The sequence below is a fragment of the Geitlerinema sp. CS-897 genome, from assembly GCF_028368005.1.
Classification (GTDB): domain Bacteria; phylum Cyanobacteriota; class Cyanobacteriia; order Cyanobacteriales; family Geitlerinemataceae; genus Baaleninema; species Baaleninema simplex.
On sequence record NZ_JAQNCQ010000377.1, the window covers coordinates 22,128 to 48,308 of the forward strand.

Consider the following 26,181-nt stretch of genomic DNA (forward strand, 5'->3'; position numbering starts at 1 on the left):
ATAAATTTATTGTTTAAATTGTTAAAAATTGTAAATTATTAACGCTATTGCCGTAAAAATCGAAAATTTTGACCGAGTTAATCAGGGAAGATAGATCTATCTATAAATCCACGGATATTGGTCGATCGCTTTACCGGAAATTTACAGACGAGCTAGAAAAAATCGAGTAACTTAGAGTCAACTCAAAAGACCCATTGGGATTTTTGGTTTTCCGTATTTTTACGAACAAAAATACGAAAGTATATGAATCGATCGCCCCAGAGCGATCGCGTTCGCTCGAGACTGTAACTTATTTTCAGCCATCAGGAGCATCTATAGCCATGAGTTCTTCTGTCTTCACAAAATGGTTCCAAAGCCAAGTTAAAAATCAACAAAACAGAGAAAAAAATGCACAAACTTTTATTCTCGAACCCATCTACACACCGAGTGGTTTAGTTGATGGTGGAGATGACGCCGAGGCGATCGAAGTTCCTGCGATCGACGACCTAGAAGATCTCAGTGAAAATACAGAAGAAATGGAGGCGATCGATGCCACAGAAGTCGAAGATAGCAGCGACACCGAAGACACCAGCGACACCGAAGATAGCAGCGATACCCTAGACACCACCGACGCCAGCCACATCTCCGACGAAGACATCGGCGAAGACATACCCTTCATCGAAGACGACATCGAAAGCGAAGACACCACAGACGACGTATCCGCCACCGCAGAAACCTCAGACTCAACCGAAGACGACACCACTGAAGAACCCGTCGCCGCCGAAACCACCACAGAAAAAGGGGTTGAAGACGACGCCACCGAAGAAGTCGTAGCCGAAGAAGAATCGAGCCAAGCCGATACCTCTGAAGACACCGTCGTTGAAGAGTCCGAATCCTCCACAGACGACGAAACTTCTGAAGACACCGTCGCCGAAGACGACGAAACTTCTGAAGACACCGTCGCTGAAGAGTCCGAATCCTCCACAGATGACGAAACTTCCGAAGAAACTGTCGCTGAAGACGACGCCAACGAGGACACCGTCGCTGAAGACGACGAAGAACTCGACGAAGAAGCCACGGCTGAAGACGAAGAACTCGACGAAGAAGACGAAGAGATTCTCGACGAAACTCCCAAATTCGAGCTTCCCAACTTCAACTCCGGCGTCTTCACCGTCGGTGAAAGCGGAGAAGTGGGAATTGACTTCCTCTACGACGGCGGGAAATATCGCGGTGAAGTAGCTATTTTCAGCCTTGCGGGTTTAGACGAACTGGAATTTGAAACCGTCGAAGACTTCATCGCCGAAGCCGCCAATCGAGCCGCCAGTGGCTCCGACCTCGGACATATTGTGATTAGCGACCCCAGCGAAGGCGCCCGGTTTAACGGTTCCCTCGAAGGAGGAGAAGACTGGAACAGTGGGAATTACCAAGGTGTGAAGACCTTCACCATGAAAGCCGGAGAGAAATTCGGCGTCATGCTGGTTCCCAACGGTCGCGTTTCCGAGGTGGTCAACAATCCCGAAATCGGTGGCGCCAAACGACCGCTGTTTTCGCTGTCTACCGCCAACCCGGATGACGAGTTTCATATCGGTCAGATTGCGGACGTGACGGGGGATGGAAATACCTTCGTCATGGAAGATATGCGAGCGGACGACCGGAGCGATCGCGACTATAACGACCTGATTTTCCAAGTTCGGGGCGCGAAAGGTCAAGCCACCTACATCGGTAACGTCATCAACAGCAACAACGACTGGCGAACCGAGGACATGGGGAAAGCGTTACTGGCGTATTCCGAACCCTACATCACCCCCGACCCCGTTCAAATTGACTTGACCGAGGCGGTTGAGACAGAACTCGATGTCACCGAAGGGGGAGAAGACGCCACCGTTGAGGAGGGTTCGGAGATCCCTGCTGAAGACAGCGACGAGTCCGTGGTGACGGAAGCCGAGGCGGACAGCGAAGCAGTTGATGAGGAAGCTGCGGTAGAAGACGCCGAGTCCGAAGCCGAGGAAGAGCCAGCCGCCGAGGTATCTCGTCCGGTTGTGGAAGAATCGGAGACGGTTGAGGAAACGGCTTCTACGGATACCGTTGAGGAAACGGAGGCTTCGACGGCGGAACCCGTAGACGAGAGCGACGCGACGGAATCTGAGGAATCGGCGACTGAAGCGGTAGAGGAGAGCGAGGAGGAAGTTACCGAGACGGTTGATGCTGTTGAGGAAACTCAAGAGGAAATTCAAGAGAGCAATTCCTCGGAACCCATCGTAATTGAGGATAAGTTTGAGTTTGCAAAAGAAGACCAACCCGATATCGGAATTATCGATACGGGATTTGCGGCGAACAATCCCGACCTCGATTATGACAACATCACGCAAGGAACAAATGTCGTCGATGGCGATGACAATCCGTTCATAGAGGAGGGTGAAGGAAGCGAACACGGAACCCACGTTTTAGGGATTATTGCGGCGGAACAGGATAACGGTGAAGGAATCGACGGAATCAACGACGATGCGCCGATTTGGGTCGGTCGAGCCATTGGTTCCGGGAAGTGGGCTGAGTCGTTAGTGGAGTTTGTCAACCACGCCAAGGAGTCCAGTCAGCCGAATGCGGTGGTGAATCTGAGTTTGGATTTGACGCAGATTGACGCTGAAGGGAACGTGACGACTCGCTATGAGTTTACGCCCCAGGAACGGGCGGCGATTGAATACGCCCGTCAGAATAACGTGTTAATCGTGGCGGCGGCGGGTAACGACGGCGGTGTGATGTCGGTGTTGGGTCAGGCCTCGCAGGAGTTTGACAACATCATCACCGTTGGAGCGGCTGAGCGGGTTAACGATGAAATCGCCGCTGCGAAGGCTCACGACCGAGCAGACTATTCGAGCTATGGACAGGGCTTAGGTATTCTGGCTCGTGGCGGTACGAACGACAACCCGGAACTGTCTTTGACTGGCGATGGTGTCGGGACGATGGCGGGTACGTCTGTGGCGACGGCGAAGGTGACGGGCGCAATTTCGCAAGTTTGGGCGGCGAATCCCGAACTCAGCTATCGTCAAGTGATTCAGGTTGTTAAAGACACTGCAACTGATTTGGGTGTGGCCGGTTTTGATAACGAGACAGGTGCAGGCTTGTTGAACCGGACTGCTGCGGTGTTACTGGCGAAAGCTACTACGCCGGAAGCGCACTTTGCACCGTCTTCTGTCATTCCTGATAGTTGGAGTGGGGAAGGAACCTATACCGCTGGTGAGCGTGCCGTCAAGATTCATGAGACTGGTCAATTTCATGGTCAAGTTACTGCAACTATTGGTGCCAATCTGCGTGGCGGATCGAGTACGAGCTATGGCATCGTTGGCTCTGCGAGCTACGGAAAAACTCTGACATACGATGCATGGCAGGAAGGTGAATATATTAACTATCCAGGTTTGGGGGCAACAAACCGCTGGTATCGGATTGCAGGTACAAATCAGTGGATTTCTGCCGCAATTACAACTGGTAATCCTCCGGCTGTAGTGACGCCTCCACCTTCTAACAATAATCCTCCGTCACCGCCTCCTGCTCCCGGTTATTCAACGGTTGAGAACCCAATTCTGTCGCGAGTAGACGCAAGCTACTTCAATGCACGTCCGCAGTACTACACCAGCGGTAACATCTTTGCCTTGTCGATGTATGGCTCTAGCTTGGTTGGTGGACGTGGATATACAGAAGGAAACTGCACCTGGTACGCTCATGGTCGCGTTCTGGAGCTAGGGGGTAATAAGGCTGCATTGCAGTCGATGCGCGGTAATGCCAACGAGTGGCATACTCAAATTTCTAATGGAACGCAGATTGTATCGAGTCCTCGTCCTGGCGATATCGCTCAGTGGACGAGTGGCGGTGCAAATCACGTAGCAGTGGTTGAGAAGGTCAATGATAACGGCACGATCGTTATTTCTGAGTCTCACTGGAAGAGTGAGATGAGTGGTTCTAATTATTTAGGACGTAATAACGGCACGTTGCACAACGTTCGGACAATTTCAGCGAGTAACCCGGATCGCTTTCTCCGCGTACCTGGGGTGAAAGTCGAGAATAACAACGGATACTCGACACCGCCAGTTTCGGGGAATACGTTCACGGGTCGCGTGATTGCCACAATTGGAGCTTACTTGCGCGCTACACCGAATAAAACGGGTAATCCTGTTGGCTCAGCAAATTATGGTGCAACACTCACTTTTGACAAAGCAATAACCGGTGAGTATGTCTCCTATCCGGGTTTAGGAACCGCCAGTGACCAATGGTATAAGATTGCAGGAAAAAACCAGTGGATTTCGGCTGCTCTCATTCACGGTTCGCCGCAGTCGTCAGTTGACGATCCTTCGGCGAAGCCTGGCGAACAGATGCAATACATCGTCAAGCCGGGTGATACGTTGTGGGGAATTGCCTACGATCGTTGGGGTGATGGTAGCCGTTGGCGGGAGCTGCAAAAAGCTGATGGTAGTACGTTTACGGATGCAGATGCACGGAATTTACGGGTAGGACAGTCAGTTTACATTCCGGTTTCATATGAATCGGGTACGGGTCAACCTATTGAGAATAATCCTCCTAGTTCTGATCCAGGTTCAGAGAGTGGAATTAATTGGGTGGACTTTACGGGATGGGTCGGACCCAGTCAAGGTGTGAATCTTCGCCATAGTCCTCGTCACGAAGATCGAAGCAATCGCAATGAGCCTTATCGTAAGACACTTGAGTTTGATGGTTGGAAGTATGGCGAGACAGTAACTGATATTTGGTTAGGGACACCTGATTCTCGCTGGTTCAAAGTTAAGGGAACGAATTATTGGGTGCCGAGCGCTTATATCTGGGGAAATCCTTCTGATGCTTCAGATTCTCCAGAAAACAATGAGAACTCAGGAGAAGCGGAAGCCCATGTCGATATTGACTCAGAACTTATAGATGATTCTCCACAACCCAACTATTGGCGTTTTTGGGAAGCACTGGAATATATGGTCGACGAAATGAAGACGAACGTAAATAGCTCGACGGCAAATGATATCCGGAATTCTAATAACAGTGCAAAATATCATTTAGAGAAAGAGCAAAGCTACTTCTGGAATATCTTAAAGAAGCAGTATCACAATGCTCAGTACATCTATCACCAATCATCTGCTCTTTTGCAGTGGGCTGGAATTGTCAAAACGGATGCGGAGTGGGATCACAAACCTAAGCTCACCACACGTTTGGAACTAAATAATCCTCCTGACTACTATTTCCCCATCCCAGGTGGCGGAAATCATGAGTACTACTATGATATTTGGTCTAACATTCACTATGGCTATGTGGGAGCATCTGTAGGTTTTGATCGATCAACTTTACAATTTGGTGCTAATCTGCATGAGCAATTTACAGGTGTGAATGATGACTCTGATGTAATTGCTGTAGACATAGGAATTTCTCTCTGGCAGAAGTATGCAGGGAATATTTCAAAGAATCTGCTTCATGAATTGATTATTTCTCACAAAGACAAGCTGAACCGTACATCAAAAATGATCAATTACGTATAGTTTTTGAGTCACACAAAGTCTGTTTATTGTTAAGGTAAACAGAATGCTTGTCTTAACAATAAACTTGTTTTTTAGAAAAGAAAAATCGCTTTTTCGAGAGGATGTTTAAAAAGTGGTAAGATGGTGGGGTGCGTTCCAGCTCTGTTCAATCCTTGCATTTTGCCAATTAAGATTAAGCCAGCCGGAACACACCGATTCGGGAACTAAGCATTTGCTCTGGCGTGAGTTCCAACACCAAACCCTCCAAAACAGGCAACCTTTCTCTACCTTGAAACAAGCCAAACCGATCGCCCGATCGCATCACCATCACCACCTCTTCTTCCGGATCAACTAACCACCCCAATTGACCTCCAGCCTGTAAACAAGTTTGAATCTTCGCAATCAGCCGAGTCGTACTCTGATTGGGGAGACAAAATTTCAATTATCCAAGCAGGCGCACCGGAAAACGGTAAGTTTCCCGCTGGCATCGTGTCGCGCCGCACTACTGCAATATCGGGAACGATCACATACGAATCGAACAGACAACGTAACTCAGGAAAAGCTTCGTAGGGAGACTCACAAGCATCGACGATCGCCACTAAACGCTTCTGAAGAATACTATGATAAGCCGTTGACATGGGTTTCTGTTTGGGGTGTCCGTCGAGTAACTCCCAAGCTGGCGAATCGTCAATTTCAGGTAACTTTAGAAACCCTTGAAGATCGATCGACGAACCTGTCGTAATCATGCTCTCCCCTGTAAAGACGAACGCGCTACGATTTTAGCGCAAGCGATCGCCCAAACCCCACTCATCCACAACTCCCGGCTTGCGAGCGACGAAATCATTGTCATTGAGGTTGAAATCGCGATCGCCAAAGCCCAAACGGCCAGAGCAATTGCCCTCAGCATGGCAATTACTGTCATTTTTTGCCATAGTAGAGGTGTTGAATGCCACGACTCTGCCATGAAAAGCATGAATGTCTCTCTTCCCGATTCAATGCGGGATTACATCGATCGCCAAGCTCAAAGCGGAGGTTACGGGAGTGCCAGTGAATATGTCCGCGACTTGATTCGTCGAGACCAAAAGCGACAAGCTCAAGAAGAATTAGAAAACTTACTCCTGGAAGGACTCAGATCCGGTCACGCAACTGACATGAGCGATCGCGACTGGCAAGACATTCGTAAAGCTGTTCGAGATAAACTCAACCAGCAGCAAGATGCTTGAGATTCGCAAACGTCCACAGGCCGTTCGCGACTTAATTGATATTGCCACCTACATAACACCAACCTTGACCAAAGCGATCGCTTTCTTCAGTCCGCTGAAGCAACATTCCAGAACCTGGCCAAAATGCCAGGAATCGGTAAACGCTGCCAATTTCACAACTCTCAATTAAAGAATATCCGGCAAGCTGGAGTCAAAAACTTTAAGAAATATCTGGTGTTTTACCGCGCCAGCGAGCATAGCATTGAAATCATCCGATTTATACATGGATCGCGCGATTTAGAAAACCTTATAACGGAAAAGAATGAAGATAAAACTGACTAAAATCTATCAAATATACCTTTCAAAAATTATCTGATTTAACTAACTTTACTAAAGATAGAGACCTAAACCGATGGTTGCCATCCCCCACCACATCAGCCCCACTGACTACCTCGCACTCGATCGCCAAAACCCCATCCGCCACGAATACCGCCAGGGACTCGTCTATGCCATGACTGGCGGTAGCGACGCTCACTCGCGGATTACAATCAACCTCCTCAGTCTCCTCAATCTACACCTCGACGAGACACCCTGTCGCCTTTACAACGGTGATGTCAAGGTTAACTACCAAGAGGACTTTTATTACTACCCCGATGCCTTCGTCACCTGCGACGAACGAGACCGTCAAGACCGCTTTATCAAACGCTACCCCAAATTTATCGCTGAAGTCCTTTCAACCAGTACTGAAGCCTTCGATCGCGACCTCAAATTCACCGACTACCAAAACCTCCAAAGCCTTGAAGAATACGTTCTGATCTCCCAAGATGCCCAGCGCGTCGAATGCCGTCGCCGCACCGCCGCCGACACCTGGGAAACCACCATTTACCAAACCGGCGATCGCATCACGCTCACTAGCCTCAATCTCGAATTTCCGATCGACCGACTCTATCGCGGCCTCGACTAGCGATCGCCCCTAACGCAACCAGCCAAACATTTGCTCTGGCGTGAGTTCCAACGCCAAACCTTCTAAAACCGGCAAACTTTCTCCACCTCGAAACAAGCCAAACCGATCGCCCGATCGCATCACCATCACCACCTCTTCTTCCGGGTCAACTAACCACCCCAATTGACCCCCAGCCTGCAAACAAGTTTGAATTTTCGCAATCAACCGCGTCGTACTCTGATTGGGAGACAAAATTTCAATTATCCAAGCAGGCGCACCGGAAAAAGGTAAGTTCCCAGTTGGCATCGCGTCGCGCCGCACTACTGCAATATCGGGAACGATCGCATACGAATCGAACAGACAACGTAACTCGGGAAAAGCTTCGTAGGGAGAATCACAAGCATCGACGATCGCCACTAAACGCTTCTGAAGGATACTATGATAAGCCGTTGGCATGGGCTTCTGTTTGGGGTGTCCGTCGAGTAACTCCCAAGCTGGCGACTCGCCAATTTCAGGTCCCTGAAGAAACGCTTGAAGATCGAGCGAGGAACTTGTCGTAACCATACTCTCCCCTGTAAAGACGAACGCGCTACGATTCTAACGCAGGAGATCGCCCCACGGACATCGATCGTCCTACTATTGAATTCCCCAAGAAACCGGGTTTTTTAGAACCCGATCCTCTAAATCTGTCCACCCGACCAGTTACTCATCCACACGACCCACCAAAATGCGATCGATCGACTCATCCAACCCTAAAACCTCACTAGCCGCACGATTCCGCCACGCCTTACTCCGCCTGAGCATTGCATCCGTGGGAACGATCGCCCTCCTAACCGCCACCGATCGCACTGCGATCGCCCAAACCCCACTCACCAACAACTCCTGACTCGCGATCGACGGAATCAGCCCTATCGCAGGAACGTTTCGTCAAAAAACCGTTGCATCGTCGCCCAAGCCTCCTGTGCCACGTCCTCGTCGTAAGCCGTTCCCTCAAACGGATCGTCGTCAGCCCCCGGATCGGTGAAACTATGAACGGCGTTTCCGTACATCACCATTTGCCAATCGACGTTTGCCGTCTGCATTTCCTCGATAAAGCCGTTGACGTCAGCGATGGGGACGAACGGATCGTCAACCCCGTGCAACACCAAAACCCGCGATCGAATATCGGCCGCATCCTGGGGATCGGGAGTGTCGAGGTTGCCGTGAAAGCTGACGACTCCCGCCACAGATGCACCGCTACGGGCAAGTTCGAGGACGGTTCCGCCGCCGAAACAATAACCGATCGCCGCAATGCGATCGCTCTCCGTCATCGCTAAATCGCGTAAAAAGTTCGCCCCAGCATTGGCCCGCGATCGCAACAGTTCCCGATTTTCTCGATACAGCGTCGCCAGTTCGTTCGCTTCGTCAGTATTGCTCGGTCGCACTCCTCGCCCGTAAATATCGGCCGCTAAGGCTACGTATCCCATTTCCGCCAGTTCTCGCGCCCGAGCTTTCTCGAAATCCGTCAATCCCATCCAAGTGTGAACCACCATGACGCCGGGGCGTGGGGCGACGATGGCGTCGTCGTAAACGAGATAGCCTTCGAGAACCGTTTCGCCATCGCGATACTCGACGGTTTCAGTGCGAATTTCAGCCAAGGCAGTTCGGACGCTCAGGAGTGCCGTGGCAGCGGCCAGGATCGGGGAAACCCAGGAAAATTTCATCAGTGTCTTCGTGGTATCGTGTGCCGCTAATATTATCGATGGTCTTCGACGGGCGAACGAAATCTTTCTAGACTAGATCGCAATGTTGGAAATTTGAAGCCGTTTAAAAACAGTCATGGCAACCTATCTCGTAACCGGCGCAAGCGGTGGCATCGGCGTAGAATACTGTCGTCAGTTAACAGAGCGGGGAGACGAGGCGATCGCCGTCTGTCGCTCGAGTTCGCCAGAATTGGACAAGTTGGAAATTCGCGTCGAAACGGGAATCGACATCACCTCCGACGAGGCTGTCGCCGACTTGGTGTCTCGCTTGCAGGGTAAAGCGATCGACGTTTTAATCAACAACGCCGGTCTCCTCAAACGCGTTACCCTCGACAACTTAGATTTCGACAGCATCCGTCAACAGTTTGAAGTTAACGCTTTGGGGGCGTTGCGAGTCACGGCGGCGCTACTCCCCAACCTCCACGACGGCTCGAAAGTCATCATGATGACCAGTCGCATGGGATCGATCGACGACAATACTTCGGGGAGTTCCTACGGTTATCGGATGTCGAAAGTTGCCATGTCGATGGCGGGAAAATCCCTCTCCCACGACCTCAAACCCCAAGGAATCGCAGTGGGAATCCTGCATCCAGGGTTGGTGAGTACCCCCATGACGAACTACAACGGCATTTCTCCTGAAGAGTCGGTAAAAGGACTGTTGGCGCGTATCGACGAGCTGAACTTAGAAAACACCGGTACGTTTTGGCACGCCAACGGTGAAGTGTTGCCGTGGTAGGGGGAGCAAGGGAGAGGGGGAGAGGGGGAGAGGGGGAGACAAGGGGATAAGGCAGAACTTCACCTTATCCCATCATCTCCTCATCCCGCCATCCCATCACTGGTGACTGGTGACTGGTGACTGAAGCACTGCCTCGCGGCTCACTGTTCACTGCTCACTGTAAAAGGCTGGTGACTGGTGACTGGTGACTGAAACCCATCACTGCTCGCTGGGAATTTTGATGAAAATATCGTAGCGACTGCTGCGCTCGTCGAGGATTCCTGCACGAACGCCGATGGCGTCGATCGCCTCGAGCAATGCTTGTTGGTTGTCGGGTAGGCGCGGTAAAAATAGGTTAGCTTCCCCTTGGCTGTCAGCTAAATTGAGGAAAAACAAACCGTTGCTGGGGTTCGGTTGTTGGGGAACCACTCGCTCGAACAGGGGTGTCTCGGACAAAAATTGAGCATCGCTGGGAGTTAGGCGATCGCTCGTCGGAACGCCGACGCTGAAAAATGCCAGAGTACTGTTGAGCCAACCGTGGGTGACGTCGAGTCCTTTGCGTCGCGTGTCCCACTGAACTAGGGGCAATCCCGAAAGTTCGCCGACTTCGACTTCAAAATCGTATTCCTCAGCCACAGCGCGATCGATCTTGTCGAAAAACAGATCGGCCGCGCGGCGATCGCCCGCTTGAGCCATCAACACCAGCGCTCCAGGAAACGTCGCGTCTGTAGTGTCCGTCGCCGGAACTAAGGCCAGGGCAAACTCTCCCGTCATCCACGAGAGAACTTCCGCTTCGAGATCGATGCCGACGGTTTGTTGTAAAGCACTCCGCAGCCACGCGGCATCGAGGGGTAGCAGAGCGTTGGCGCGAGCGTTTTGTAAATAGTCTTGCCAGAGTTGTTTGAGGTTCGATCCGGCTACGACCAAGACCGTTTCGGCCGGGAGGCGATCGACTGTCGTGGGGGGTTGGTTGCGTTCTGGATCGAAGGTCGTTTCGCTGTTGGGAGCCAGCCACGACAATCCTTTGAAGCGAATTCCGTCGTTTTCGAGGTTGACGGCGATCGCGACACCTTGCGTTTCGACCCGTTCGAGGGCTTCGGATTCAACCGGACGAGTCGAGGTTTCCGAAACCGCTTTCAGGGCTTGGGGAACGTTAACGAATAGGTTCGCCGCATTGGGGTCGGTGGCGTCCAAGGTTTCCCAAGCGCGGTTGTAGCCGGGGGTCGAGACGATCGAACTGTTGCCTTTGTACGCATCGATGGCGCGATCGATGGCACTGGTGTCCGTCGCCGCCAAGAGAAACCGTCGGTCGAGAATGGCGATCGCGTAACTCGACCCGTTGTCTTGTCGTTCGCGAACGGTAATCCCTTTATAGGTTCGTTCTTGCCAGGACGAGGACGGGTCGCCTGCTTCGGCTAACTGTCTGACGCGGTTGAGATTAGCAATTGGTAAAACGAACAGGGCAGCGCGATCGGCTTTGAGGTCTTCGGGGTCGGTCTCTGGCGAGATCGGCGGTGGCGGAAGAAACGCAACGGTGATGCGATCGCCGACCCAAGGTTTGATGTCTTCGGTGTAGGTATAGCCGCTATCGCCCAGTAGACGCTGTTCTAGTTGTGCCAAACCCTCGCGGAACAACGTCTGACTGTCCGGCGTTCCGTAGCGAGCGAGCCGTTGCCAGCGATCGTCGGCCGTCGAAACCGACACGGCCATCAGCGCGTCTTCGGGGATCGATCGAGCGCCTGCCATCACGGTTTCGTCGGCAGGTTTGCGCGACAGAACCCAATAGGCTAGACTCCCACCGAAAACCAGGAGTACCGCGACACCTAACAGACGCCAACGAGAAGATTTCCGAACTGTCATCATAGGGAGGCTGCTTGTGAGAGTCAGAGGCTGTGTGCCGTGCCTCTGACACTTTATCAGGATTTTTCGTCAATGCGATCGATCGCGCAACTTCGGCAGAGTTCGCCGAATCTACGGTCTCGACTCGACAAAAGGCGATCGTAGATACCAAATTCGCCTCAAATCGGGCGCTCGGGCGACTTTCCCTTACGAGAACTTTAAAAAACCACAAATACCATGAAGATTAGACAAACATCAGATAGGAAACAAGACAGCGTCAAAATGCATCTCATATATTGGAACCAAAGGGCTGACTTGTAAAGCTACGAAGAGCGCCAACCGTGACTACGACACTGCCTTCGCAAGTAACTTCGTTTGACCGACACCAACCAACAGGTGTCGCCATTTTCTCAGAACCGGTTCATGCTTCTGTGAACAACCGTTTCAAACGGGCCGTCGACATCGCCGGTGCGGTGGTCGGATTGGGCATTACTGCGGCTGTCGCCGTCCCTGTGGCGATCGCCATGCACTTGTCGGACCCCGGTCCGATTTTTTACAGCCAAATCCGCTGCGGATATAAAGGCAAACCATTTCGGATCTGGAAATTTCGCTCGATGGTGGTCGATGCCGACCGCAAAAAGCATCTCGTCGAAAACCAAGCCGAGGGATTCATCTTCAAAAACGAAAACGATCCGCGCATTACATCGATCGGACGCTTTCTCCGGCGCACGAGTTTAGACGAACTACCTCAGTTTTGGAACGTTCTGACTGGCGATATGACCTTAGTTGGAACCCGCCCGCCGACACCGGACGAGGTAGAGCGGTATAACGCCCATCACTGGCGGCGTCTCGACGTCAAACCGGGCATCACCGGAGAATGGCAAGTGAACGGTCGGTCTACCGTGAAAAACTTTGAAGATATCATCGAAATGGATCTTCAATATCAGGAAAAATGGTCTGTTTTTTACGACTTACAACTGATCTTCAAAACCATTGCTGTCGTGTTCAAAGGAAGCGGTGCTTGTTAGGTTGAGAACTATTTTCTCGGTGCATCTCACCGTTTCGCTCTCGCACGATTTGAACGATTGCCGATACATCTCAAAGCCCGCTCCTCAGCGGGCTTTTTGGTGTTTGTCTTCAAGGATGTTCGTACTTGGTAGGACTTACGCAGTTCGACCGAAATTACACTAAATGGAGAAGTCGATGGGCATTGCCCACCCTACAAATGGTGTAAATGCGTAACTCCTGCTTGGACACCAGAAAAAATCCGATTCCCTATTCCCGCTTCCCTTTTTGTCCCGATTTTGTTACACAACTGATTTTTGAATTTTAAATTTGTAAAATTTGCGATTTGATTTTTTGCGAAACAGGTTTCAAGAAATTTTTGATTTACTTGGAAGCATCAATCGAAACGGGGATTTCCACAACAAACGACGTTCCAATATCCACTTTAGATTTAAAATATAACTGTCCACCGTGAGTTTTTGTGACAATTTGATAGCTAGTAGATAACCCGATTCCTGTCCCTTGACCCACGGATTTTGTGGTAAAAAACGGCTCGAAAATTTTGCTCGATAACTCTTCTGAAATTCCAATACCGTTATCTGAAATTTGAATACGAATTCTTGTATCTTTGCCTTGAAAATATTCAGTTTTTATGTTAATTTCTGGAATCTCTAGATAGTTCGATCGAGCGTCGATGGCATCGATAGCGTTAGCAATTAGATTTAAAAACACTTGATTGAGTTGGCCGACGGCACAAGTGACGGGGGGAAGGTCGCCAAAGTCTCGGATCAGACGAATTTCTCCTCGCGTCTCTGTCGCCTGAAAGCGCTGTCCGGCAATGTTTAACGTATTCTCTAACTGCTGGTGCAAATCGACGGTTTTGATTTCAGCTTCGTCGAGGTGGGAAAACATTCGCAGAGATTCGACGATTTTTTGAATGCGATCGGCGCCAAATTTCATCGAATCCAGCAATTTGGGAAAATCTTCGGCAAGATAGTCGAGATCGATCGCCTCGATTTCCTCGAGAATCGTTTCGGGAGGGTTGGGATAGACTTGTCGATACAATTCGATCGCGCGGATTAATTCTGCACTGTAACCGTGGGCGTGTGGGAGATTTCCCGCAATAAAACTGATGGGATTGTTGATCTCGTGGGCGATTCCCGCGACAAACTGACCCAATGCAGACATCTTTTCGGTGTGAATTAAGCTGGCTTGGGTATGTTGCAACCGTCGCAGCGTCTCGTTTAACTGTTGGACGTTGCGCCGCAGTTCCATTTGCGCGATCGTCTGGCGACTGAGGGCGCGTAACGCCCGCAATTGTTCGGAATTGAGTTGGCGAGGTTTGCGATCGATGGCGCAAACGGTTCCCACCGCGTAACCGTCTGGCGTCACCAACGGCGCACCGGCGTAAAAGCGAATTTGAGGATCGACTGTGACGAGGGGATTGTCGGCGAAGCGTTTGTCAGTACTGGCGTCGGAAACGACAAAGATATCTTTGGGTTCGAGGATGGCGTGGGCGCAAAACGCCTGTTCGCGGGGGGTTTCGTCGGCGTCGAGGCCGTATTTGGATTTGAACCATTGGCGATCGCGATCGACTAAACTAATTAAGGCGATGGGCGTCTCGCAAATATACGCCGCCAAAGTTGTAATGTCGTCGAAAGCCTCTTCCGGTAAGCTGTCGACAATATTGTAGCGATCGAGTGCCTTTTGGCGATCGGCTTCGTTACTCGGGTTTGGGGCGCTTGGCATATTTAGGCGATAATTTGATTCAGTTTTTGACTTTTCTTTGACGAGACCTTTAGAACGCTCGTCGATGTAAACCTATCTCGATGTTAACATTTTCGATCGAAAGTTTTTAAATACCTTGAAAAAATCCTGCGTATCAGATATTATTTGGCATTTTCGAGATGCCGGAAAGCTGGCTGTAGCGAGAGAGCCTCGATCGCTATCTTCAGCAGGATACTTACAGTACGAACGACTTCAACTTTCGGATTTCAAGATTTTCTCAAACTTGCAACATAGAAAACAAAATTGGGTGCATTTCAAAAATGTAAATTTATCAGATCGGAGTCTCTACAGTGAATTGAGCTGTTCGCCCAATTTTTTAAACCACGGTGTCGGCGGTCAGTTTTTAGGTTTTAGACGTATTTTCTCGTATTCAATGCTCGATCGGATAAGTGCCAAAGGCAAAATACTTAAAGCTGAATTGAGTTGAGTTCTGGAAATGATACTTCATCCTTTTCCGATAAGCTAGGTTTCAAGAAGTCTTCACCACATCCCCCCTTAGCCCCCCTTTGAAAGGGGGGGTGGGGGGATAGAGAGACTTTTTAGGTTGGGCAAAACCCGTGTTTGAGTTCGGATTCCGTATGACACACCGATATCGAGAATAGCTCCATTTCCAGGCTGCAACTGAGCCGCAACAGCCATGACTTTCGCATCTGGTGCGTTTCCAAATAAGACGCAATTTTCTCGATCGACTAATGTTTGAGTTCGATCGTCAATGGATTCGATCGCCGCTTCAATTTGACATCAAAACTCATTTTAGCGATCGGCAAACTTCGCCGTGACATCCGACCAATGCAACCCGTCCAAACTGGGCAACACCCAATGAGCCGCCCCCACCCGTTCGGCCGGTCCGAGTCCGACGACGTGCATTTTCGCCGCCAACGCCGCCTCGACACCGGACTCTGCATCCTCGAACACGACGCAGTTTTCTGGCGAAACCCCTAACTGTTCGGCGGCGTGTAAAAATACGTCCGGGGCGGGTTTGGGGCGATCGACACAGTAAACGTTGGTGATGGTGTCGATATCGTCAGCAATTCCCAACTGTTCGATGACGGCGTAAACGTTCTGACTGGCCGAGGCCACCGCCATTTTAATCCCAGCGGCGCGAACCTCGTCGAGGAACGATCGCACCCCCGGTAACAGATGTTCGGAACTCATCGTCTCCACGAACTCGCGGAAATATTGATTTTTGCGGTCTAGTAGCGTTTGAATCTTCTCTTCCGGTAGCGTCCGACCGTTCAGCATCCGCAGCAGCGAATCCCGTCGCGACAAGCCCCGTAGCGCTTCGTTGGCTTGGCGATCGAAGGGAATGCCTTCTTCGTCGGCTAAACGCTGCCAAGTTTGATAGTGAAATTCGATCGTATCGGTCAGCACGCCGTCCATATCGAAAATTGCCCCCTGTAGGGCGACAGACGGTACGGAACGAGTAGACGAGACGGAAGACTTCATGGGCGGCGAGGGGAGAACGCTACGACCCCAGATTACGGAGTTCTGCGTCTCTTTGTCTAGCATCTTGAAGTCGAGCTTCTTGTAGGTTGAGTTTTTGGTTGAGTTCCCGCGTGCGGCGAGACAACAAGCGAATGATATTGATGGCGATTCCAGGGGTTTCGTCGATGGCGTCGTAAAGTTGTTGTTGGGTCAACATCAAACACTCGCAGGGTTCGCAGGTTGTCACCGAGGCCGATCGCGGTTCGGCGTCGAAGAGGGACATTTCGCCGAAACAAGCGCCTTGGGACAGCCGTGCTAGTTCGCGATCGCCGATATGCACGCGCACCACACCCGAGACGACGATATACAGCGATCGACCTTCCTGCCCCTCCGTAAAAATCGTATGGTTGGCGGGAAAGGACAGTTCGTCCATCACCGAAGCCAAACGCACGAGAAAGTCGTCCCGCAGTTCTTTAAAGATCGGGACGCCTCGCACGAACAACAAGCGATCGACACTGGTAAGCATGGGGCAGAAAGGAAACGAAGATTAGGGAGCCAAAGCAGACACCATCAACGGAAGCTCGGGCTTCCGTTTCGATCGGGCGATCTCCGAGGCTTACCGCTTTCTAATTTTACCGCTTCGCTTTCGCTAAGCTTTGGAAGAACTCAACCCAAACTGAACCATTAGCTCGCGAACTTGAGCGGCCACGAGGGGATCGGGATCGTTTTGCAGTTTCGGGAGTAATTCTAGCAGGGCGCGAGGCGAGGCGACCTCTAAATAAGCCAGCACCGCTTCCCGCACGAATCCCGTCGGGTGTCGTAACCCGGCTAGGGTTTGGTCGGCGCCGATACTCCAGCGAGCGACTCGGGCGACGTGAAAGCAGCAGGCTAGAGGCCAGTCGGAGAGGAACAGGCGCAACTCGAGTAAAAACCGCAGGCGATCGCTCGGCGACATCGGTTGATAGTCCACTAACTCCGAGAGATTTTGCAGTTTTTCTGCGTCCCCTTGGCGATCGAGAACGCTCAACAGCGATCGCTTGCTGGGAATGTCGATAGTGTTGTCGAGAATTTCCAACCCCCGCGCCATATACGATCGCGATCCCGACTTGAGGTTGAACGCCGCCGCTTGAATCGAGCTGAGGGGATATAAGAACTTCATCAACAAGAACAACCGCTCGATACTGTCAGCTTGTAAGTCTTGCAGGGCGCGACGCAACAACTCGATGGCGTAGTCGGCGGTCAAACTCACGTGACCGTTGGTTCGCGGGCGACTCGCCACCGCTTCGGGTTCGCCTGGGGGAACGCTCACCTCGGGTAAATCCACTAAGGCGGCGTATAACTGTCCCACGAACATCAACTCTTGGTCGATGAGGATCTCCACGCCGCGACGTCCCAGGCGATCGAGAACCCCTTCGATACCCTGTTCTTCGGGCATTTTCAACAAAATTCGCAAGATGTTGCGGCGGTTGGTTCCCCATGCGGTCATCAAATGGGCGACCAAGACGTCGAGAGCTTCGACGGTTCCGATTTCGCCGATGGTACTCCAAGCGTACATCCGTACTAAATCGGGTTTGTGAACGTCTTCGGCTAACGTCACTAGGCGATCGAGGACTTCGTTATCCAACCGTACCAACGCCTGCATCGCGGCGTCCCGCGTAGATTTATACGACAGTCCCCGCAACAGAGACGGATAGTACTCTTCTAAATGAGTCGAGGCGATGACCTCCAACAGCGCACAGCGCACCCGTAACGATTCGTCTTGGAGTAAGTTGGGGACGTACAATCGCAGCCCTTGCAGGAAATCGGCTTCGCCTAACGCGCGAGTTCCCATGACCCGTTCCCGTTCCTGCTTGTGGGTCAACATTCGCCGTAAGGCGTTGGTGGCTTCTGCTTTCTGTTCGCGATTGCCCTTGCGTAAAATTAGCGAGGCTGCCGTCGCTCGCACCACCGGATCGACTTCCGGGCGCAGGTAAGGCCGTAACTGCCGCATATCCGGCGTTCGTTCCGTCAGCCAAACATAGCGCAACGCCAAGGCCAGCACTTCCGGCGGTTGGGGGCGATCGATCAGCGCCCGCACCTGGGGCAAATACTCGGCTTTGGGATGTTCGAGCATCACCTCTAAGCTTTGCCGCTGTAAGGCGGGCGATAGCGTCGCCAGTAGCGGCGCGAGGACTTCCCCCACGTTTTTCGGATCGATTTGAGCCAGGAGTTCGACACAGGAGCGCTTGTCGGGGTCGGACTTGGGTTTTTCGAGGGTTTCGACTACGGAGCGCTTGAGAACCCGTAAATCCACGTCGGAAACCCCCAACCGCCCTCGTTCGGCACTGGAGACGAGCAGACCCACGTAGCGCGATCGCATCAACAAAATGATGGCAATCCAGGCCAGGGCGACCAACACCACCAAAAATACGAAAACTGGACTTTGCAGAGCTTGCCACTGGTCTTTCCCCAGAAAGCGGCGTCCGCCCCAAATAAACGTCCACATGGCCAAACCCGCCACCCCCGTCGCCACTGGCTCCGCCACGCCGTTAACGAGGGCTTGCATATTGTTGCGCTGGGATTCTGGCAGGGGTTGAAACAGTACCGGCCCGGTGCCTTCGATGAGGGTGTAGTGGAATAGTTCGTCGACGAACTTAATGGCGATCACGCCGAGGAAAAGGTCGAACCAGCCCCCAAAGGAGCTGGAGATGGAAATCACCCCGATCAGCACCACCAGCATCGGCAAAATCGACCCGGCGCGAAACACCCCCATCCGCTCCACGACGCGACTGGAGGCGAACCACTGGGTCACTAACTCGAAAATCCCCAGAATTCCGTTAAAAATCCCGACGAAACTGGCGATACCATTGGCTAAATCGACGCCGCCTTGGAATTGCAGCTCTAGTTCGCTGTAAAACTGAAATTCGATGAGAACGTAGAGAATTTCGACGAGGACGAAAAACGTCACCAACAGCCAAACGTAGGTTCGCAGCGGTCCTTGGAAGCGGCGCGTGGCGTAATCGGAGGGATCTTCTTCTTCGGTGCGCCGACTGGCATCGGGAAAGGCTTGTCGGTAGTTTTCGCTGAGGTAGAATAGCAGAAACGCCCCCAGGACGAGCATGAAGCAGGCCATCAAGGTGACGTTTCTCAGACCCACGCGGGAGATGAGGGCGGGTAGCGAAAACCCGCTGATCACGTCGGCCAGGAGGATTCCGCTGCTGATGATGGGGTAGGTTCGCTTAATTTCGCGAATGTTGAAGAGTTGGTTGGCGGTAATCGAGGTGTTGAGGTCGTTAAGGATGTAAGCTCCGTCGATCCACAGCCGCATGGAAAAGACGGTGATGCCGAAGAGCAAGGGAAGTTCGAGTCCGACTCGGAACAGCACCAAGGGCAAGGCCATCAGCAGGGCGATCGCGACGATCGCGCGACGCATGGGCAACACCTCTTGCAGCCAGGAGTAGAAAAATCCCAACCCCGAACCGATGGCCGAACTGGCGATATAGATAATCGTCAGGGATTCAGCACCGTATTTATCCAGAAATAAGCCGTAGGTGACGGCTTCGAGCCAGAGCAGGCCGATCGAGGTCGCCGTGTAAAAGGCAAACATCAGTAGGGTGCGCTCGCCTTCTTCGGGACGAAGGTTCACCCATTGCAGCACCCGCTGTCCCCAGCCACCTTGGTTGAATTGCCAGTTTTTCAGTTCCATGCAGCGTCGATCGTCCTGATGTCGGTCTTTGGGGAGCGAGACTCGCTCGGCTCCTGCCGTCTAGAGTAACGCGCCACCCAGTTCGGCGAAAAAAGTTCCGCTCTGCTTTAAGCGCGAACGGCTAAATTCAGGGTAACAATAAATTGTCGCTGACAAACGCTCTTGGCGTTTTTCCCGTTGAACTGCACTGGGGAACGGTTCGGCGGCGCGACCGGCCGGATTCGACACTCGAATCCGTCTGGCGACCTCGGGTCTCGACCGCCGCTACCTCGCCAACGTTTCGACTATGTCTTCTTCGGCGACAGTAGCATCATCATGCTACGTCCTTCTCGTTTGGGCCGTTGCTGGACTTCGGCCAGGTCGGTTAAGTCTTTGGCTAAGCGTTCGAGCAACTGTTGGGCGAGGTCGGTGTGTTGGATTTCTCGACCTCGGAACATCACGGTGGCTTTCACCTTGTCTCCCGCTTTGAGGAAGCGCACCGCCTGCTTGACGCGCACCTGATAGTCGTGATCTTCGATCTTGTAGCGCATCTTCACTTCCTTGAGTTCGGAAGAGTGCTGCTTCTTCTTGGCTTCCTTAGAGCGTTTCTCTTGCTCGAACTTATATTTGCCGTAGTCCATGATCCGACAAACGGGCGGATCGGCTTTGTCGCTGACTAAGACCAGATCGAGGTCTTTTTCTTCAGCAATTTTCAAGGCGTCGGCTGGGGACATGATACCGAGTTGCTCTCCCTCTGTATCGATCGCTCGAATTTTGGGAAAGCGAATTCGCTCGTTGATTTGGGGTAAATCCCGTTGTCGTCTTCTTCCGATTGCAGGCATATGAATTGGTTTGATTTATTGGCTCGATAGGTTCGTGGTTGGGTAAATTTTGGTCTGAGATCGAGAACAGTCGTACTAACATTCTACTCGGAATATTTTCGATCCTCATCTAGATTTAAGAGAAATTCTAAAATTGCCCGACGGCCGACTGGGGCAAACGGCCAGGTGGGATCGCCTACAATGGGGAGATACGACGTTTCGCTCGAGAGGACGCAACTATCGCCAGCTCTACTCCCGGTCTCGATTTTCCCCGGCGGCGCGATTGGATTTGGCGTGGATGGCAAACTCGCTACGCTGTGGCTCGTCCGACAGCGGTGGAGGCATCGCCGACTCCCGTGGTGTTACTGCACGGGTTTGGCGGTTCTATCGACCACTGGCGCTACAATGTCGGACCGTTGAGCGATCGCCACCCCGTTTACGCTCTGGACTTACTCGGGTTCGGAGCGACTGAAAAGGCTCCGACTCGCTACAGTGTCGATCTCTGGGCCGATCAAGCTTACGAGTTTTGGCAACAGACCGTCGCGCGTCCGGCGGTTTGGGTGGGTCACTCGATCGGCTCGCTGGTCGGTGCGACCCTCGCACGACGATACCCAGAGGCGATCCGAGGATTGGTGTTCTTGACGTTGCCCGACCCGGCGTTACGCCGAGATCTCCTCCCGCCACCGCTCCGGCCGGTGGTTCGCGCGATCGAACGCTTGTTTTCTTCTCCCCTCTTGCTCAAGCCGATTTTTTACTGGATTCGCCACCCCGAACGATTGCGGTCTTGGATGCAGTTGGCTTACGCCGACAGCGGTTCCGTCCCCGAAGACCCGGTGGAAGTTTTCGCGCCCCCCGCCTTCGATCGCGGTGCGGCGGGCGTCTTCTGTCGCCTCGCCCGTGCTAGCAGCGAGGTCGAGTTCTGTCCCGACGTGGCTGCTTCTCTACGTCAGTTAGAGGTTCCCGCTCTGTTGGTGTGGGCTCGCGACGATCGCATGGTTCCGCCGAAACTCGCCCGTCCCCAGCAGTTCCAACAGGTCAATCCGACCTTGGAGTTGTTGGAATTCGATCGCGGCGGTCATTGCCTTCACGACGAACGCCCCGACCTCGTCAACGAGGCGATTCTCGATTGGATTCAACGGCGTGTCGATGTCCGGTAACGGCGATCGCGCCTCCGTAATAAGATGGAAACCTTTGGTTTCCGTTGCCCTATCCCAGAGCTTCACCCTACTCTGGGTGAAGTTTTTATGCTATTTTTCAAGCCAGTTTGTCGATCGGCTCGTCGGGCAAAACAGTTCGGGAAAAATCGGCGATGTCTAAAATCGGCTCGTCTGAAGCGACGATCCTGTCAATAAGGAGAAATATGGTCAGAGTTCACTGGTTGCTCCCAAGTCTCGCAAGTCTGCTGGTGGTGTCGGAATTCAGTGCGGTGGCGCGATCGCAACCCCTCGATCGCGCCACGGAGGATCTCAAATCGATGTCGTCTTCGACGCCAACTGCGATCGCCGACCCACGAGAACTCCGAGACCCCCTGACTCTTTCCGGCGACCTCGCTCGAGACGAGATTCGACTCGGCCGAAAAGCGGAGGACAGGCAAGACGACCGGCCGCGACGGGTTCAGCGCAACCGACAAACCGCGACGATCGAGGCGGTCGAAATTACCGTCGATGGAAATCGCGCTCTCGTGCGCGCCGATCGCGCTATCCAACCTGTCGGCTACTGGGATCGGAGAACTCTGGCGTATCAAATTGAAATTCGCAACGCCCGCCTCGCACCGGGATTTCGCGTCCCCAGCGCCCGCGACAGTTCGGCGATTTCTTGGATACAGGCCGAGCAGGCCGACCCCGAAACGGTCATCGTGCGGGTCATGCCCGCCCCACAAGTGTCGATCGAAGGTCTCAACCAACCCAGCACGCAAACGCTCGCCCTCGAACTCCGACCGTACAGTGCTGAAGCCGCGCCCCCACCGATCGCCAACCGCCGCCCTGCGAATTCTTGGGGCGACGTGCCGCAAATTCCTCAAGGACAAGTGGTCGTGGTCATCGACCCCGGACATGGCGGCAGCGACCCCGGTGCGGTCGGGATTGGCGGCCTCAGCGAAATCGATATCGTCAATCCAATGTCCCATCGCATCGCGGATATATTGGAAGCAAACGGCGTGGCGGCCGTTCTCACGCGGGAAGACAACCGCACTGTCGAACTCGAGCCGCGCGTTCAGTTGGCAAACCGCCTCAACGCCAATCTGTTCGTCAGCATTCACGCGAACGCTATCAGCATGAGCCGACCGGACGTCAATGGCATCGAAACCTATTACTACCAAACGGGAGGCGATCTCGCCCGCACGATCCATCAAAATGTCGTTCGGGCGACGGGGGGGCCCGATCGCGGCGTGCGGACGGCTCGGTTTTACGTGCTACGCAATACGGATATGCCAGCGGTGTTGGTGGAACTCGGGTTCGTGACGGGGGCTTACGACGCGCCGCGACTGTCAGACCCGGAATATCGTGAGGTTCTCTCGCAAGCGATCGCTCGAGGTATTTTGCAGTACGTCAACCAGTACTGTCCCGGTCCGCTCTGTCAGTGACGGCGAGTTTGCATTCTACGCCACCTTTGCTCCGGTAATATCGGTATTTCACAAACACCTCATGACAAACAATACTCGCTCGATCGGGATCTTCGACAGCGGCGTCGGTGGTTTGACCGTGCTGCGGGCAGCGTACCGACAACTCCCTCACGAGTCGGTTTTGTATTTCGGCGATACGGCACGGTTGCCCTACGGCACGCGATCGCCCGAGGAAATCGTGCAGTTCGTGCGAGAAATCCTGCATTGGATGGCTCAGTGTCGGGTCAAAATGGCGATCGTTGCCTGTAACACCAGTTCGGCGCTGGCGTTGGAAACGGTGCGCGACGAATTCGATTTTCCGATTTTGGGCTTGATTCTACCGGGAGCGAGAGCGGCCGTGCGTCGGGGCAGCCGTATCGGGGTCATCGCGACACCGGCTACGGCGAAAAGCGGCGCGTACCGTCGGGCAATTTTGGAAACGAACCCTTCGGCTCGGGTTTGGGAGATAGGCTGTCCGGAATTCGTGCCGATCGTCGAAGGAAACCGCATTCACCATCCTCGTACTCGAGAGATCGTTCGACAGTACCTCGAACCGTTGCTCGAACACCGTATCGATACGCTGGTGTACGGTTGTACTCACTACCCCCACCTCGAACCGGTTTTACGGACGTTGCTTCCGGCGAGGGTGTCTTCGATCGATCCGGCCGAACACGTGGTGGTGGCGGCCACCCGAGAATTGGATTTACTGGGATTGGCAGCGGTGGCGACGCCCTACGAACATTCGGTTTCACCGAGACACGGAACCCGCTTTTGCGTCAGCGGTTGTCCGCAAACGTTTGCGAGTTTGTCGAAGCAATGGCTCGGATTTGTCCCCGAGGTCGAAAAAATTTGGCTTCCGGCGCTCGATCGCTCCCATAATGCCGATCTCGATGAGAACGCGATCGCTCTATCCGAGTCGATCGATAGTCGGGTTTGTGGGGAACCGCAATCGGGAGACGCGATCGTGTAGAGTCCTGCATCTCTGCTCCCTGCGGTTACCAGGAGTTTTGGGTTTAAAGCCTCGCCCATAAGCAGGCGACTTGGTTATCATGGGGGGAACGGGAACGGTATTCAACCCGTTTAAAAACCGAGCCTAAAATCCACGGCAATCGAACCTTGAAAACTAGAGTTATGGGTTTCCACTTGGGAAAGAAAGCTCAAGCGGGTAAAAGCTCTAAGCACCACGGACATCTCACGGTGGCGAACTCGGTTCGCCACCCGTGTCCTCAAGTACGGGGAACCAGTGTTTCAGGATTCTCAGGTACGGTAGGGCATACCGGAACCTCCTCTGAAATGGGGAAAACGCCTGGGGAGATAAACCCCTCTGGTATTCATTGGCAACAATGAATATTAAGGGTTGTCAGAGAACCAGGAATCCAAAGCCGTGAGGCTTGGAGAATCGCCGTCCCTTCGACTTTGCTCAGGGCAAGCCTTCTAGGGCGGTGAGTATGTCAAATAATGTTAAAGGAAGAAGATGTGAGTAACACGCGATCGCACTATGGTTTTCTTTGGATTCGGAAAAAAACTGACACTACCCAAACCGCAAGACGCCTTACCGGGACGAGATACACCGATGCCCGTTCCCGACAAGCACTTCGTTCTCAAAACCCCCCTAACACCGCCCTATCCTGATGGAATGCAGCTAGCTATGTTTGGGATGGGTTGCTTCTGGGGCGCCGAGCGTCGTTTCTGGCAACTCGATGGGGTCTATTCGACAGCGGTGGGTTACGCGGCTGGATACACCCTCAACCCCACCTACCAAGAGGTCTGTACGGGGATGACGGGACATAACGAAGTGGTGCGCGTGGTGTACGATCCCGAGGCGATCTCTTACGAGATGCTTTTGAAAACCTTTTGGGAAAGTCACGATCCCACTCAGGGAATGCGACAGGGAAACGATGTGGGAACCCAGTATCGTTCGGGAATTTACTGTTACTCGGACGATCGACGCCGACAAGCTGAAGCTTCCCGCGACGCCTATCAGACGGAACTTAAAAAAGCCGGATACGGCGAAATTACCACGGAAATTCTCGAAGCCCCCGAGTTTTACTTTGCGGAGGACTATCACCAACAGTATTTGGCGAAGAATCCCAACGGCTATTGCGGGCTAGGTGGAACGAACGTTTCTTGTCCGACTGGAATCGGAGTCTAATTCTCGCTGTAGGAGTGTTCCTGGCAACGCTCCTACCCCAAAACTTTCGGTAAGGGCTGTCAGTGTAAGGGAACGCTCGCTCGAGACGAAGGCCGATCGCCGTCCGTAAAACTTTCGGTAGGGGCTGTCAGTGTAAGGGAACGCTCGCTCGAGACGAAAGCCGATCGCCGTCCGTCCGATACCCAAATATGTCGAGACATTCTGCTCGACTGACGAACGCGAGGGGGGAGGTTAAATCTCCACTCGCGTTTTGCTCTGTAAAGTCTAAAAAAGTTAATTATTTGGCGGTTGCGGTGACTGAGGTTTGTTCGGATCTGACGTTAAGGTGGATCGAAGAATCTTGCGTATATCCCCACAGCGTTAAAGCGACTATTGAGAATGTCAGTACCATGCCGATCGTGCAATCGATTCGATCGAGGCGTTCCATGTTCGGTTCCTCTATAAAATTTTCGTAGATAAGGTTGAGTTCGATCGCGTCTCGCTGCTCGTGACTCGAAACGTTGGCAGCGCTCCTCACTTTTTTAGTTTTAACGAGTTTTTCCTGGGGAGAATTTGAGTGAGATCGCCGCAGCAGCGCGAAAGCTACTTTTGGTTTTTGGATTCATTTCAGCGTGTTTTAACTCAATTCTCCCTGGTGTCTACTGTACCCGATCGATATCGATCGATTAACGCCTTGAAAAAAATCTTTACTCAAATTTTAAAAGCGAGGAATTTTAAACGGCGTTAACTTTATAGATCGGGCAAAATTACTGGATTTTGACGATACGATCGATTCGTTCTTTTGAAGGTTTCGGATATTG

At 52.6% G+C, this 26,181-nt stretch carries 23 protein-coding genes and 1 pseudogene; 12 read left to right on the plus strand and 12 right to left on the minus strand.

Features of this window, described 5'->3' with window-relative positions:
* Positions 1–194: 194 nt before the first annotated feature.
* Positions 195–5,507, plus strand: a complete 5,313-nt coding sequence (locus tag POG22_RS23925) for a S8 family serine peptidase (RefSeq protein ID WP_498907395.1) — start codon at positions 195–197, stop codon at positions 5,505–5,507.
* Positions 5,508–5,679: 172 nt separating this feature from the next.
* Here the strand turns inward: POG22_RS23925 and POG22_RS23930 are convergent, their stop codons facing one another.
* Together POG22_RS23930 and POG22_RS23935 are read right to left on the minus strand one after the other, a co-directional pair.
* On the minus strand, positions 5,680–5,850 hold the full coding sequence (locus tag POG22_RS23930) for a hypothetical protein (RefSeq protein WP_498907396.1): 171 nt from the start codon (positions 5,848–5,850) through the stop codon (positions 5,680–5,682).
* Positions 5,834–6,232: a Uma2 family endonuclease gene (locus tag POG22_RS23935; RefSeq protein WP_498907397.1), complete on the minus strand. Its 399-nt coding sequence runs from the start codon at positions 6,230–6,232 to the stop codon at positions 5,834–5,836. The genes POG22_RS23930 and POG22_RS23935 overlap by 17 nt, the downstream gene beginning before the upstream one ends.
* Here POG22_RS23935 and POG22_RS23940 point away from each other — a divergent pair.
* The 3 genes and pseudogenes from POG22_RS23940 (at position 6,200) to POG22_RS23950 (ending at position 7,652) form a co-directional block, all read left to right on the plus strand.
* A complete protein-coding gene (locus tag POG22_RS23940) occupies positions 6,200–6,709 on the plus strand; it encodes a type II toxin-antitoxin system ParD family antitoxin (RefSeq protein ID WP_498907398.1) in 510 nt (169 codons plus the stop codon). The two genes, POG22_RS23935 and POG22_RS23940, sit on opposite strands and share 33 nt — an antisense overlap.
* A 111-nt stretch (positions 6,710–6,820) precedes the next feature.
* Positions 6,821–7,030: pseudogene (locus tag POG22_RS23945) on the plus strand (type II toxin-antitoxin system RelE/ParE family toxin); the annotation flags it as partial.
* Between the two features lie 70 nt (positions 7,031–7,100).
* The gene (locus tag POG22_RS23950) at positions 7,101–7,652 is read left to right on the plus strand and encodes a Uma2 family endonuclease (protein ID WP_063715917.1); all 552 of its coding nucleotides are present in this window, start codon (positions 7,101–7,103) and stop codon (positions 7,650–7,652) included.
* Positions 7,653–7,661: 9 nt separating this feature from the next.
* On the opposite strand, the gene POG22_RS23955 is transcribed toward POG22_RS23950, so the two are convergent.
* A complete protein-coding gene (locus POG22_RS23955; RefSeq protein ID WP_498907399.1) occupies positions 7,662–8,195 on the minus strand; it encodes a Uma2 family endonuclease in 534 nt (177 codons plus the stop codon).
* Positions 8,196–8,358: 163 nt separating this feature from the next.
* On the opposite strand from POG22_RS23955, the gene POG22_RS23960 reads away from it, so the two are divergent.
* The gene (locus POG22_RS23960) at positions 8,359–8,517 is read left to right on the plus strand and encodes a hypothetical protein (protein ID WP_190288513.1); all 159 of its coding nucleotides are present in this window, start codon (positions 8,359–8,361) and stop codon (positions 8,515–8,517) included.
* Between the two features lie 22 nt (positions 8,518–8,539).
* Here POG22_RS23960 and POG22_RS23965 read toward each other — a convergent pair whose 3' ends face one another.
* Positions 8,540–9,334 carry a dienelactone hydrolase family protein gene (locus tag POG22_RS23965; RefSeq protein WP_017661405.1) on the minus strand — a complete coding sequence of 265 codons (795 nt, stop codon included), beginning with the start codon at positions 9,332–9,334 and terminating at the stop codon, positions 8,540–8,542.
* A 115-nt stretch (positions 9,335–9,449) separates the two neighbouring features.
* Between POG22_RS23965 and POG22_RS23970 the strand changes: the two genes are divergently transcribed.
* Positions 9,450–10,109: an SDR family oxidoreductase gene (locus POG22_RS23970; RefSeq protein ID WP_498907400.1), complete on the plus strand. Its 660-nt coding sequence runs from the start codon at positions 9,450–9,452 to the stop codon at positions 10,107–10,109.
* Between the two features lie 198 nt (positions 10,110–10,307).
* On the opposite strand, the gene POG22_RS23975 is transcribed toward POG22_RS23970, so the two are convergent.
* A complete protein-coding gene (locus POG22_RS23975; RefSeq protein ID WP_498907401.1) occupies positions 10,308–11,951 on the minus strand; it encodes a DUF3352 domain-containing protein in 1,644 nt (547 codons plus the stop codon).
* Between the two features lie 329 nt (positions 11,952–12,280).
* Between POG22_RS23975 and POG22_RS23980 the strand changes: the two genes are divergently transcribed.
* Complete coding sequence (locus POG22_RS23980; RefSeq protein ID WP_051044203.1) at positions 12,281–12,955, plus strand: sugar transferase; 675 nt, start codon at positions 12,281–12,283, stop codon at positions 12,953–12,955.
* Positions 12,956–13,316: 361 nt separating this feature from the next.
* Here the strand turns inward: POG22_RS23980 and POG22_RS23985 are convergent, their stop codons facing one another.
* The 5 genes from POG22_RS23985 to infC all read right to left on the minus strand — a co-directional run bounded on the left by POG22_RS23985 (position 13,317) and on the right by infC (position 20,651).
* Positions 13,317–14,681 carry a sensor histidine kinase gene (locus POG22_RS23985; RefSeq protein ID WP_498907402.1) on the minus strand — a complete coding sequence of 455 codons (1,365 nt, stop codon included), beginning with the start codon at positions 14,679–14,681 and terminating at the stop codon, positions 13,317–13,319.
* A gap of 792 nt (positions 14,682–15,473) precedes the next feature.
* A complete protein-coding gene (gene pgmB / locus POG22_RS23990; RefSeq protein WP_498907403.1) occupies positions 15,474–16,166 on the minus strand; it encodes a beta-phosphoglucomutase in 693 nt (230 codons plus the stop codon).
* 19 nt (positions 16,167–16,185) lie between these two features.
* The gene (locus POG22_RS23995; protein WP_017661411.1) at positions 16,186–16,671 is read right to left on the minus strand and encodes a Crp/Fnr family transcriptional regulator; all 486 of its coding nucleotides are present in this window, start codon (positions 16,669–16,671) and stop codon (positions 16,186–16,188) included.
* A 123-nt stretch (positions 16,672–16,794) separates the two neighbouring features.
* The gene (locus POG22_RS24000; protein WP_498907404.1) at positions 16,795–19,830 is read right to left on the minus strand and encodes an MFS transporter; all 3,036 of its coding nucleotides are present in this window, start codon (positions 19,828–19,830) and stop codon (positions 16,795–16,797) included.
* A 284-nt stretch (positions 19,831–20,114) separates the two neighbouring features.
* On the minus strand, positions 20,115–20,651 hold the full coding sequence (infC, locus tag POG22_RS24005; RefSeq protein WP_017661414.1) for a translation initiation factor IF-3: 537 nt from the start codon (positions 20,649–20,651) through the stop codon (positions 20,115–20,117).
* A gap of 296 nt (positions 20,652–20,947) precedes the next feature.
* Between infC and POG22_RS24010 the strand changes: the two genes are divergently transcribed.
* From POG22_RS24010 to msrA, 5 genes are all read left to right on the plus strand, one after another.
* Positions 20,948–21,787, plus strand: coding sequence for an alpha/beta hydrolase (locus POG22_RS24010; RefSeq protein WP_498907405.1), 840 nt, complete (start codon positions 20,948–20,950; stop codon positions 21,785–21,787).
* Positions 21,771–21,947 (plus strand): hypothetical protein, encoded by a 177-nt coding sequence (locus POG22_RS24015; RefSeq protein ID WP_498907406.1) that lies wholly within the window; start codon positions 21,771–21,773, stop codon positions 21,945–21,947. The genes POG22_RS24010 and POG22_RS24015 overlap by 17 nt, the downstream gene beginning before the upstream one ends.
* Positions 21,948–21,990: 43 nt before the next feature.
* Positions 21,991–23,211: an N-acetylmuramoyl-L-alanine amidase family protein gene (locus POG22_RS24020; RefSeq protein WP_498907407.1), complete on the plus strand. Its 1,221-nt coding sequence runs from the start codon at positions 21,991–21,993 to the stop codon at positions 23,209–23,211.
* Positions 23,212–23,272: 61 nt separating this feature from the next.
* Positions 23,273–24,199 carry a glutamate racemase gene (gene murI, locus POG22_RS24025; protein WP_498907408.1) on the plus strand — a complete coding sequence of 309 codons (927 nt, stop codon included), beginning with the start codon at positions 23,273–23,275 and terminating at the stop codon, positions 24,197–24,199.
* A 528-nt stretch (positions 24,200–24,727) separates the two neighbouring features.
* Positions 24,728–25,381, plus strand: a complete 654-nt coding sequence (msrA, locus tag POG22_RS24030) for a peptide-methionine (S)-S-oxide reductase (protein ID WP_498907409.1) — start codon at positions 24,728–24,730, stop codon at positions 25,379–25,381.
* Between the two features lie 59 nt (positions 25,382–25,440).
* Here msrA and POG22_RS24035 read toward each other — a convergent pair whose 3' ends face one another.
* Both POG22_RS24035 and POG22_RS24040 read right to left on the minus strand, forming a co-directional pair.
* Entirely contained in the window at positions 25,441–25,581 is a 141-nt protein-coding gene (locus POG22_RS24035) for a hypothetical protein (protein ID WP_498907410.1), read from the minus strand.
* Between the two features lie 77 nt (positions 25,582–25,658).
* Complete coding sequence (locus POG22_RS24040) at positions 25,659–25,898, minus strand: hypothetical protein (protein WP_144053831.1); 240 nt, start codon at positions 25,896–25,898, stop codon at positions 25,659–25,661.
* Between the last annotated feature and the right edge of the window lie 283 nt (positions 25,899–26,181).